The organism is Niveispirillum sp. FG156 (assembly GCF_057809555.1).
Window position 1 is genome coordinate 40,466 of the sequence record NZ_JBMDKE010000050.1, and the last position, 10,329, is coordinate 50,794.

Sequence of the window (10,329 nt, forward strand, 5' to 3'; positions counted from 1 at the left end):
GGTGTATCAGGCCAGGGCCTTTGGATTATCGACCGACAACCGCGCGCGGGTGATGGACAACAGGGACTGACGCAGGATGGCATCACGGTCGGGCGCGTCAAAATCACCTGCTCGGATGGAAGCACAAAGCGCCGCCGCATCCTCTCGCCCGGTCAGATGGCGGATCTGCTCCGCGATCCCGGCCCGCACCGCATCGGCCCGCCAGTCGCGCAGGGCGATGGACAGGGCGTTGGCCACCATCAGGCCGGTATAGCGGGCTTGATCGGGTAGATGCGGCAACAGTTCGTCCCGCAGGCTGCGCAGCGCGGTTTCCAGCAGGTTGGGGCCATCGGGCAGGTCAGGGATCATGGGGCCGCCTCCATCCGTGTGATCTGTTGCAGCATGTCGTAACTGATTTCCGGCAGCATTCGCCCGGTCAGCGCCAGTTCCAGCGAGGGTTCAGCGCCGAAGACATGCCGCATCGCCTGCTGTACCGCGATGGCGACCCAGCGCAGATGGGCCATCACTTCCCACCATCCGACCGCAGCATGGTTGATGGTTCGGCCCGAGGCCTGTTCATATCCGGCATAGAAATTGGCCCGGTCGCCGATGCCGCCGGCCTCCCGATCGCGGTGGCCGAAGCGCCAGCAGGCAGCACAGAACCAGCCGATATCTTCCATCGCGTCCGACCATCCGGCAAATTCCCAGTCGATGATGGCCGTCAACCGCCCCTCATCCACCATATAATTGCCGGTACGATAATCACGGTGCGACAGAACCAGATCGCCCGTGACAGGTCGCCGCCGGTCAAGCCAGCGCAGGGCATAGGCGATGGTCGGGTCACGATCCGCCACCTCACCCAGCCACCCACGATAGGCCGTGAGACATTCATCGACGATACCGCCTGTGGGCAAGGGCAGGAAATCCAGCCCAGCCGCACTCCCCGCCACATTGGGCCGGATGGCATGCAGCCGGCCCAACTGTGTGCCCAGATCATGCGCCAGGGCGGCATTGGGCGGAGCCTTGACCAGCCGATGACCCGCTGCCACACCCTTGGCCCGGCGCATGATGTAGAAGGGCGTGCCCAGCAGGCTGCCGGTTTCTTCTACGAACAGGGGTTCGGGGGCCGTGACCCCGGCGGCGAACGCGGCCTGCAGCACGACCGCCTCCTGTGCCTTGCTGAGGCTGGCTGAAACCCCGCTGGGCGAACCGGCGCGGAACACGGTGGCATGGGTGCCAGCCAGAGTGCCTCCCGCGATCGTCAGGTCCATTGCCAGATTGATGGATATAGCGCCGCCCGACAGGCGCCGCAGGTCGCTCACCCGCACCGACCCCGCCTCCGCCTGACGAACCAGCCAGTCGGACAGGTGCGCCACCTGCTCCGGCGTCAGGGGGGCGGTCACGCCCACCCCCAGAACCCGTCGCCCTCCGCTAGGTACGACCGGCTCAACACCATCTTGTGAACTTCTGACGCGCCGTCAACCAGCCGGGATTGCCTTGCATAGCGGTATATCCATTCCAGCACCGTGTCGCGGGAATAGCCGCGGGCACCGCACAGCTGAATGGCGGTATCGACGGCGCGGGACAGGGTGTCGGCCACCTGCACCTTGGCCATCGACACTTCCTTGCGGGCAAAATGGCCCCGGTCCAGTTCTGCGGCCGCCCGCATGGTTAGCAGACGACCAATCTCGATCTGCATGGCCGCTTCGCCCAGCATCCACTGCACCCCTTCATGGTCGGCCAGAGGCATGCCGAAGCTGTGGCGTTCCTTGACATAGGCGCCGGCGATTTCCAGGCAGCGTTTGGCCAGGCCCGTCCAGCGCATGCAATGGGTCAGCCGGGCGGGTCCCAGACGGATCTGCGTCGCCTTCAGCCCATCGCCGACATTCATCAGCACGTTTTCATCCGCGACCTCCAACCCGTCGAAAATCAGCTCGCAATGGCCGCCATGTTCTTCCGGTCCCATGATGGGGATGCGGCGTTCAATGCGCCATCCGGGCTGGTCCCGGTCGAACAGGAAGGCAGTCAGACCCTTGCGCGGGTCGTCGGATGTGCGGGCCAGCAGGATGAAATGCTGGGCGACGCCGGCCCCGGTGATGAACCATTTATGGCCATGGATGACCCAGCGCCCGTCGCGACGTTCGGCCCGCGTGCGCATCATGGTCGGGTCGGAACCGCCACCGGGATGCGGCTCCGTCATGGCAAAGGCCGACCGTACCTGCCCCGACACGATGGGGTCCAGCCAGCGCCGTTTCTGCGCTTGGGTCCCCACCTGGTGCAGCAGGCGCATATTGCCGTCATCCGGGGCGGCGGCGTTGAAGCAGACAGGGCCAAAGATCGACCGGTTCATCTCTTCATAACAGGCGGCAATCCCCACGAAGGGCAATCCCTGGCCGCCGGCGTCCTGGGGCAGTTGCAGGGTCCACAGACCTGCCGCCTTGGCCTTGGCACGCAAAGATGCCAGCGGCTTTTCGGCGATGTTCTCATGCTCATCCCAATTGGCGCGGTCGGCTTCCACCGGCAGGATCTCGGTTTCAACAAAGTCACGGATGCGCTGGCGATATTCGTCCAGCGCGGGCGGCAGCATGAAATCCATTTCCGACCCTTTCATAAAAACGAGCGAGCGCTCGCTCTATATCCTGTTTCGGCTTCGCGGGCAATGCGGTCCATGTTATGCGATGGCGGTGAAGGGGGAGGGCATGGACAGTTACCAGACGTTCCAGCAGGAATTTGACCTGTCGATGGAGGCGCTGTGCCGGCGCATCCTGGACCGGCACCAGGCAACCATCCGGGTGCGCCGGCCCGATACGGCCATCACCAATCTGGGCCGCATCATCGACACGACCTTGACGCTGGCCAACCGCAAGGGCTTTCATTCCACCTCGCTGCGCGACCTGTCGGAACAATCGGGCCTGTCGATGGGCGCGCTGTATAGCTATTTCGACAGCAAGGACACGCTGCTGCTGATGATCCTGGGGCAGGTGGTGGATGCCATCCAACAGGTGCTGACCACCCCGGACGTGACCAAGGGGGAGGCGGGATTGCGTCTGCGCGCCCTGATCGCGCGGCATGTCTATTTGACCGAACGCATGGGCCCCTGGTTTGTCTTCGCTTTCATGGAAGCCAAGGCCTTCAGCAAGCAGGGCCGCGACATGGCGATTGAAAGTGAGTTGTGGACGGAGGCGCAATTGCGCGATGTCATTGCCGATGGCATCCAGACGGGCAGCTTCCGGTCGCAGGACCCGACCATGGCCGCAGCACTGATCAAGCCCATGCTGCAGGACTGGTATGTCAAGCGCGGCAAATACCGCCGTCGCGGTGTCGATCCCGACGCCTTCGTTACCGCCCTTGTCCAGGCGGTGGGGGCGATGCTGCGTTGACCATGATGTGGGGCGGTGATCACTTTGATACTTGGGATTTCGACGCCAGAACGCAGATCATGATCGACAGGGGATGTCGCGAGATGGTGCAATTCATGGTCGCTCGTCTGAGCGTGCCTGCCCTGCCGGCGGCGGAACCGCCGAAGCGCACCCGCCGTCGGGTTTGAATTTTATACAGATGACTGAATTTTAGGGCATGGGCCTTTGCCGGGCCGTGATGTCGAACGCCACCGTCACGGCGTCGGCGACGATGTCGGTGGCTGCCCAATCCCCCTGGCTGATGCCGAATGCCAGGCGGGACAGCGGCACCGACCCGGCGGCATGGGCCACCCCGTCGCGGATGGTCATGGTGAAGGGCAGTGTCAGCGGCCGGTCGGTACCGCGCAGCCGCAGCGTGCCCTTGGCCTCAAACCGGTCGCCCCCCAGCGGCGTGAAGCCCGTGGCCTGGAACCGCGCCATGGCTGCCACTCCGGCGGGGACGGCCCCGGCCAGCGACAGGATGACCAGGGCGGTACGGGTGAAACGGTGCAGATGCGTCATCGCATCCTCCTGGTGATGAATGGGGAGTGATGCCAATCAGCCTGCTGATTGGAGGCCGGCGACTGCCGGCCCGGCGCTCATGCGCCGTAAGCCCAAGGGCACGGATATGCCCGCCCGGCGTTTGAGGGACCGTGTCGGTCTCAACCCGCGACCATGTGCTGGCTGATGCTGCCGAACGGGATGCTTCCATCGGGTGCCAGGGCGGTGATGCGCACCTTGTCGCCGAAGCGCATGTAGGGGCTGGGGGAACGGCCGGCGATCACGTCGATGGCGCGGCGTTCGGCGATGCAGGCCGATCCCGCGTCGGGATCGGCGTTGGAGATGGTGCCGGAGCCGATGATGGTGCCAGCCGACAGCTTGCGCGTGCGGGCGGCATGTTCGATCAGGCGGTGGAAGCTGAAATCCATCTCCCCGCCATGGGGATGGCCGAACCATTCGTCGTTCCATTCCACGCGCAGGCGCAGATGGACGCGCCCGTCGCGCCAGTGCGGGCCCAACTCGTCGGGCGTGACGGCGACGGGGGCGAAGGCGGTGCTGGGCTTGGCCTGGATGAAGCCGAAGCCGCCCTCCATCTCGCGCGGGCCGAAGGCGCGCAGGCTGACATCATTGACCATGGTCACCAGCCTTATGTGCCGCTCCGCCTCCTGCGCCTTGCAGCCCATGGGGACGGGGCCGGTGATGATGGCGAACTCGCCCTCGAAATCGATGCCATCATCCTCGCTGGGCAGGGGGCTGTCGTCGCAGGCACCCAGGAAATCGTCCGACGCGCCCTGATAGACCAGGGGCGTGTTCGTATCGACATCGCGGTCCAGCTTGAAGGCCCGGGCCATCAGGCGCCCATGGTTCAGGAAGCAGGACCCGTCCAGCCATTGCGGTGCGCGGGGCAGCGGGGCCATGGCCTGGCCGGGATCGAAGGCGAAGCCGCCCGCCCCGCCGCTGTTCAGGGATTGGTAGAGACGCCGCAGCGGCGCCTCCGACGCACCCCAGCTGCGCAGCGCGTCAAGCATGGTCGGGGCGACATGGCGGGCGCTGACGGCATGGTGCAGGTCGCGCGACACCACGACCAGGGTGCCGTGCATGGTGCCGTCCTTGAGGGTGGCGAGTTTCACTGGCTTTCTCCCGGCAGCAGGGCGACCGCGCGGCACCAGCCGGCGCTGGCGCGGGTGATCTTCACGGGAAAGCAGATCAGGGTGAAGCCGGTGGCGGGCAGGGCCTCCAGATTGTGCAGCTTCTCCATCTGGAAATAGCCGGTCTCCCGCCCCGCCTTGTGGCCTTCCCAGACGATGGAGGCATCGCCGGTCTGGGCAAAGCGCCGGGCCGTATGGCTGAACGGTGCATCCCAGGACCAGGCGTCGGTACCCACCACGCGCACGCCGCGTCTGGTCAGGAACAATGTCGCCTCCCGCCCCATGCCGCAGCCGCTATCCACGTAGTCCGGCCCGCCATAGGCGGCGCCGGCGCGGGTATTGACGATGACGATGTCCAGCGGGCGCAGGGCATGGCCGATCCGGTCCAGTTCGGCCGCCACCTCCGCCGCGGTGACGACATGCCCATCCGGCAGGTGCCGGAAATCCAGCTTCACGCCCGGTCGGTGGCACCAGTCCAGCGGCACCTGATCGATGGTCGGCGATGGCAGGCCGCCGGCCGTCGAATGGTAATGCCACGGGGCATCCATATGGGTGCCGCTATGGGTGGTCAGCGCCACATCCTCCACCGCCCAGCCCTCGCCATCCGGCAGGTCGGACGGTTTCAGGCCCGGAAAGAAGGCGGCCAGCGCGCCGGCCGTCTGCTCATGGGTCTGGTAAGTGATCCGCGGTCGCAGGGGCGGCGGATCGGTAACCAAATCATTGTCGATGGGGATCGACAGGTCGATGAAGGTCGGGCGCATGCCGGGCCTCAATATTTCCAGTTGACCTGAACCCCGATCTTGCGCGGTTCGTTCAGGGCGCCGTTGGGCAGACCGAAGAAGGAGGTGATCTGGGAGAAATGCCGCTCATCCGTGATGTTCTGGACGAAGGCCGCCACCTCCCACGTGCCGTCACCCGGCTTCAGCGCGATGCGGGCATCCCAGTTGGACCAGGCGTCGCCGCGATATGTGCTCTTGTCCTGCTGCGTCTCCAGGAAGAACACGCTGCTATGGTGGCGATAGCCGACCTGGGCCGACAGGGTGCCGAATGCCAGCTCCCATTCCTGGCGGGCCTGCAGGCTGAGCTGCCATTTGGGTGCACGGGTCAGGCGGTTGCCGCTGATGTCCTCCTGTACTACGGCGGGGTTGGTGCCGAACACGAAGCTGGCCACCTGCACTGCCGATACCGCCCCCCGGTCGAAAGTGGCGTCCAGATAGGCCAGGTTGGCGTCCAGGCGCAGCCCGTCCAGCGGATACCAGGTCGTCTCCACCTCGAACCCGCGCGAGGTGGCGGCATCCGCCGTCTGGATGCCGACGCCGCCCGTGGGCACCGGCGTGCGGACCTGCAAATTGCGGTAATCATAGTGGAAGGCGGCAAGGTTCAGCCGGGCGGCCCCGTCCAGCAGGGTGGATTTCACCCCGCCCTCGAACGCCTCGATGGTTTCCGGCTTGAAGGCCGACGCCAGACCGAAGGCGTTGAAGCCGCCGCTCTTGAACCCCTTGGAATAGCTGGCATAGGCCATGACATCGTCGCTGAACTTGTATTGCGCGACGGCACGGGGGGAGAAATTGTTCCAGCTTTGCGTGGCCGTATAGACGGGAGGGGCGGCCAGCAGGGTGCCGGCGGCGAAGAAGGTGGGGCCGGGCGGGTCGAACTGGTTGATCGTCACCACCGTCTGCCGGTTGGTGAAATCCTTTTCCTCATGGCTGTAACGCCCGCCCAGTTTCACCGTGAAGGAAGGGGTCAGGTCATAGCTGGCATCGGCGAACAGCGCCCAGCTGTCGGTCTTCTGGTGTGCGTTGAAACTGACCTCCGTGCCCGCACCACCGGGCCCGGCCAGCCAGTTGCGGATGCGGATCGGGTCGATCCGGTTATCCTCGTGATAGAGGAAGGCACCCAGGATCCAGTCGATGGCGCTGTCGGCACCCGACGACAGGCGCAGTTCCTGCGACCATTGGCTGTCGACCAGATGGCCGTCATTCTCCCCGATATTGGGGACATTGCCGGTGACGAAGGCGGGGGTGGGCGGGTCGATGGCGGTACCGTCACTGTCCTGCGATCCCGTCAGTTCCCATTCGCGATAATTGGAGATGCTGTTCAGGACGACCCCGTCCAGGTCCCATTCCAGCTTCAATGTGGCGTTGTGGCCGGTGACGTCGGAATAGGTGGGATAATTCTGCGCGAACCGGTCATGGTCGACCAACGCGTCCAGGCCGGGGCGGGGGGTATAAGGGTATACGGTATTGGTGCCGGTCGGATTGGTGGCGGCATCGCGGAAGGCCGAGACGTCGGCCACGGCGATGGTCGCCGGCTCGACATGGCTGTCGATATATTCGCCGATCAGGTCGACCACCAGCCCTTCCACCGGCTTGGCGCGAAAGGACAGGCGTCCGGTGAAGCTGTCGCCACCACCCAGACGGCCACCGGCGCTGTTCTTGGCCCAGCCGTCGCGGTCGGACCAACCGAAGGCGGCGCGGGCCAGCAGCGTGGCATCCTCGTTCAGGGCGCCGGACACCGCACCCGACAGCTTCTTCTCATCGAAGCTGGCATAGGAGCTGTTGATATAGGCCTCGGTGCGTTCCGTGGGCGCGGCGGAGCGCAGCAGCACCGCGCCGGCTGTGGCGTTGCGGCCGAACAGCGTGCCCTGCGGCCCGCGCAGCACCTCCACCGACCCGACATCGACCAGATCGGCGGTGGACATGCGCAGCCGGCCGACGAAGGCGTCATCGACATAGGTGGCCACCGGTTCATCGGCGAAGACGTTGCCGCCGCCATTGGCCCCGCCGACGCCACGGATCGACATCGGTGCCGACCCGTAATTGACATTGGCCGCCACGGTGAAGCCCGGCACGCTGGCCGACAAATCCTGCAGGGTGCGGACATTGTTCTCCGCCAGCCCCTCGCCAGTCAGGGCCGACACGGCGACGGGCACGTCCTGGATATTCTCCCGGCGCTTCTGGGCGGTGACCACGATCTCTTCCAGCGGGCCAGCACCGGCCTGCTCCTGGGCCAGGGCCGGCAGGGTCGCAAGGATGAAAGCCGATGCCGTGGTGGCGTAGAAAGCCGTCCGCTGCCGCGAACGGCACGGTGAAACGCTGCGCATATTGTCCTCCCCTGAAGCTGATCATTTAGGTTGTCAGCTAGATAATGATATTATGTCATTATAATTTTATGTCAATAAACTTCTGGCGCCAAATGTATCCAGGGTGTAAGTCCTTGTCGGGGAATGACGATGGCGCTATCGAAGGATCGCGTAGGGCTTCAACGGGGAGGGGCGGATGGCCAAGGCGGGAACGATGCCTGGCGGCGAGGAGCCGCTGGCCAGGGTGGAGGCCCTGCGGCCGGCACAGTTGGATCAGACGCTGGGCTTCCTGATCAGCCTAGCCAGGCAATATATCCATCGCGGCTTCGTCCAGCGCTTCGCCGAAATGGACCTGACGCCGAACCTCTATTCGATCCTGGCGCTGCTGGAGGCCAATGGCACCTGCCGTCTGACCGATATCGGGGAGGCGCTGGGCATTCTCCAGACCAACCTGGTCAAGCGCGTCGATGATCTGGTGGCGCGGGGATATGTATCGCGTGACGCCGATCCCGCCGACCGGCGGGCCAAGGTTCTGGCGCTGACCCCGGCGGGGCGGACGGCCCTGGTGCGGTTGCACGCTATCCATGATGAATGGGCTGCGACACTGGTGGACCGGTTGGGCACCGACGACCATGCGACGCTGGTGCGGTTGCTGCAAAAGCTGCTGTTCGCCGATGGGGCGGGTTTGCAGCCGGGTATGGATGACGAATAAAAAATGCCCGCCGGCATCATCGCCGGCGGGCATTCCAGCTTCAGGTGCTTACCGATATTCCGCCAGGAGCGGGTTGAACCCCTGGGCGGCGATGGGCGAAAGGCCAGCGGTATCCACCGCAGCCAGGGCCTGGGCGATGATGGGGTCCGACGCACCGCTGCAATACCCGTAGCTGCTTGCCGATACGGTCGCTAATGTTCTTGGGCGGCAGGCCGTTGGCGACATAAGCCTTTTCCGTCGTGGCGACCAGGGCGGTTACCCGTGCCGTCAGTTTCGGCGCCGTGGGTGGGCGACCTTAACCGACGGCATCAAGCTCGTCGGGCGGATGCAAACTGAACCGCGCCTGGATTGTCGGCGGCTCCAACTCCTGAGAGGATGGGGCTACGATGAGCAAGACACCGAACAAATTTTCAGCCGAGGTCCGTGAGCAGGCTGTTCAGCTGGTTCTGGATCATGAGAAGGATCACCCGTCGCGATGGGCGGCGGTGTCGTCCATGGCGTCCAAGATTTGCAGTTCGGCGCGAATGGGTCAAGAAGGCTGAGGTTGAAAGCGGCAGCCGGGCAGGCGTTCCGCTGGATGTGCTGGAGAAGCTGAAGGCCCAGGAGCGGGAGATCCGGGAGTTGCGCCAGGCGAATGAGATTCTGCGCAAGGCGTCGGCTTATTTCGCGATGGCTGAGCTCGACCGCCGATTCCGAAATGATGCTGGGTTTTGTTGATGCCCACGGCCAGGAATACGGGGTCGAGCCGATTTGCGATGTTTTGCCAATCGCCCCGTCAACTGTGCGCCTGCATGCGGCTCTCAAGGCTGATCCGGCCAAACTGTCGGCGCGTGCACAGCGCGATGTTGGGCTGAAAGCCGATATCCGGCAGGTGTTCGACGAGAATTTTCAGGTCTATGGAGTGCGTAAAGTGTGGCGGCAGTTGCAGCGCGAGGGCATCGAGGTGGCGCGCTGTACGGTCGCGCGGCTGATGCGGGAGATGGGGGGACTATCAGGAATTCCGTGCTCGGCTGGGCCATACTGAAGCGAAAGGAGCTTCACGATGGCACGACGCAAGGACCCTATTATCCCCGATGCCCTCCTGGACCAGTTGCTGGCTGGCGGAGACGCGAAAGCGGCTTTTGACCAGAATGGCCTGCTTGATCAGCTGAAGAAGGCGCTGGCGGAGCGGGTGTTGAAGGCGGAGATGGATCACCATCTTGGCGGTGACGAGAGCGGTAACCGGCGCCACGGCTATGGCCGCAAGACGGTGCTGACGGATACGGGCTCGGTTGAGCTGTCGATCCCGCGCGACCGGGCATCAACGTTCGATCCGCAGTTGATCGGCAAGTACCAGCGGCGGTTCCCCGGCTTTGATGAGAAAATCATCTCGATGTATGCGCGGGGTATGTCGACGCGGGAAATCACCGGTCACCTGCGGGAACTGTACGGGATCGAGGTGTCGGCGGACCTAGCAGGGTGCGGGAAAACCCCCTTCCGTCGGGCTGGCTGTCGTGATTCGATCCTGGG

Annotated in this window: 10 protein-coding genes, 1 pseudogene and 1 other annotated feature; of the genes and pseudogenes, 4 read left to right on the top strand and 7 right to left on the bottom strand. The window is 64.7% G+C overall.

Translation table 11 applies throughout. The features are described from left to right. Positions 1-6: 6 nt before the first annotated feature. The 3 genes from ACODSP_RS24850 to ACODSP_RS24860 are packed head-to-tail and all read right to left on the bottom strand — an operon-like array spanning position 7 to position 2,566. On the bottom strand, positions 7-348 hold the full coding sequence (locus ACODSP_RS24850; RefSeq protein WP_488968219.1) for a DUF6285 domain-containing protein: 342 nt from the start codon (positions 346-348) through the stop codon (positions 7-9). Then, positions 345-1,382, bottom strand: a complete 1,038-nt coding sequence (locus ACODSP_RS24855) for a phosphotransferase family protein (RefSeq protein WP_488968220.1) — start codon at positions 1,380-1,382, stop codon at positions 345-347. The genes ACODSP_RS24850 and ACODSP_RS24855 overlap by 4 nt, the downstream gene beginning before the upstream one ends. Beyond that, entirely contained in the window at positions 1,379-2,566 is a 1,188-nt protein-coding gene (locus tag ACODSP_RS24860; protein WP_488968221.1) for an acyl-CoA dehydrogenase family protein, read from the bottom strand. The genes ACODSP_RS24855 and ACODSP_RS24860 overlap by 4 nt, the downstream gene beginning before the upstream one ends. A gap of 112 nt (positions 2,567-2,678) precedes the next feature. Between ACODSP_RS24860 and ACODSP_RS24865 the strand changes: the two genes are divergently transcribed. Beyond that, positions 2,679-3,359, top strand: coding sequence for a TetR/AcrR family transcriptional regulator (locus ACODSP_RS24865; protein WP_488968222.1), 681 nt, complete (start codon positions 2,679-2,681; stop codon positions 3,357-3,359). Between the two features lie 189 nt (positions 3,360-3,548). Here ACODSP_RS24865 and ACODSP_RS24870 read toward each other — a convergent pair whose 3' ends face one another. The 4 genes from ACODSP_RS24870 to ACODSP_RS24885 form a co-directional block, all read right to left on the bottom strand. Next, on the bottom strand, positions 3,549-3,899 hold the full coding sequence (locus tag ACODSP_RS24870; RefSeq protein WP_488968223.1) for a YceI family protein: 351 nt from the start codon (positions 3,897-3,899) through the stop codon (positions 3,549-3,551). A gap of 140 nt (positions 3,900-4,039) precedes the next feature. After that, positions 4,040-5,008 (bottom strand): fumarylacetoacetate hydrolase family protein, encoded by a 969-nt coding sequence (locus ACODSP_RS24875; protein WP_488968224.1) that lies wholly within the window; start codon positions 5,006-5,008, stop codon positions 4,040-4,042. After that, positions 5,005-5,787 (bottom strand): cyclase family protein, encoded by a 783-nt coding sequence (locus ACODSP_RS24880; RefSeq protein WP_488968225.1) that lies wholly within the window; start codon positions 5,785-5,787, stop codon positions 5,005-5,007. The genes ACODSP_RS24875 and ACODSP_RS24880 overlap by 4 nt, the downstream gene beginning before the upstream one ends. An 8-nt stretch (positions 5,788-5,795) precedes the next feature. Then, positions 5,796-8,129, bottom strand: coding sequence for a TonB-dependent receptor (locus tag ACODSP_RS24885; RefSeq protein WP_488968226.1), 2,334 nt, complete (start codon positions 8,127-8,129; stop codon positions 5,796-5,798). 175 nt (positions 8,130-8,304) lie between these two features. Here ACODSP_RS24885 and ACODSP_RS24890 point away from each other — a divergent pair, with 175 nt between their 5' ends. From ACODSP_RS24890 to ACODSP_RS24900, 3 genes and pseudogenes are all read left to right on the top strand, one after another. Next, positions 8,305-8,820, top strand: a complete 516-nt coding sequence (locus ACODSP_RS24890) for a MarR family winged helix-turn-helix transcriptional regulator (protein ID WP_488968227.1) — start codon at positions 8,305-8,307, stop codon at positions 8,818-8,820. A 386-nt stretch (positions 8,821-9,206) separates the two neighbouring features. After that, positions 9,207-9,820, top strand: a pseudogene (locus ACODSP_RS24895) (IS3 family transposase); the annotation flags it as partial. Continuing rightward, positions 9,477-9,595 (top strand) — a sequence feature (AL1L pseudoknot). (Overlaps the previous pseudogene by 119 nt.) Positions 9,821-9,862: 42 nt before the next feature. After that, on the top strand, positions 9,863-10,329 hold a 467-nt coding region (locus ACODSP_RS24900; RefSeq protein ID WP_488968228.1), incomplete at its 3' end, for a transposase.

Excerpts from the sequence above, each read along its gene's own strand:
- ACODSP_RS24865 (WP_488968222.1), top strand. The coding sequence starts at position 2,679 with ATGGACAGTTACCAGACGTTCCAGCAGGAATTTGACCTGTCGATGGAG.
- ACODSP_RS24880 (WP_488968225.1), bottom strand. The coding sequence starts at position 5,787 with ATGCGCCCGACCTTCATCGACCTGTCGATCCCCATCGACAATGATTTG.
- ACODSP_RS24860 (WP_488968221.1), bottom strand. The coding sequence starts at position 2,566 with ATGCTGCCGCCCGCGCTGGACGAATATCGCCAGCGCATCCGTGACTTT.
- ACODSP_RS24890 (WP_488968227.1), top strand. The coding sequence starts at position 8,305 with ATGGCCAAGGCGGGAACGATGCCTGGCGGCGAGGAGCCGCTGGCCAGG.
- ACODSP_RS24885 (WP_488968226.1), bottom strand. The coding sequence starts at position 8,129 with ATGCGCAGCGTTTCACCGTGCCGTTCGCGGCAGCGGACGGCTTTCTAC.
- ACODSP_RS24850 (WP_488968219.1), bottom strand. The coding sequence starts at position 348 with ATGATCCCTGACCTGCCCGATGGCCCCAACCTGCTGGAAACCGCGCTG.
- ACODSP_RS24870 (WP_488968223.1), bottom strand. The coding sequence starts at position 3,899 with ATGACGCATCTGCACCGTTTCACCCGTACCGCCCTGGTCATCCTGTCG.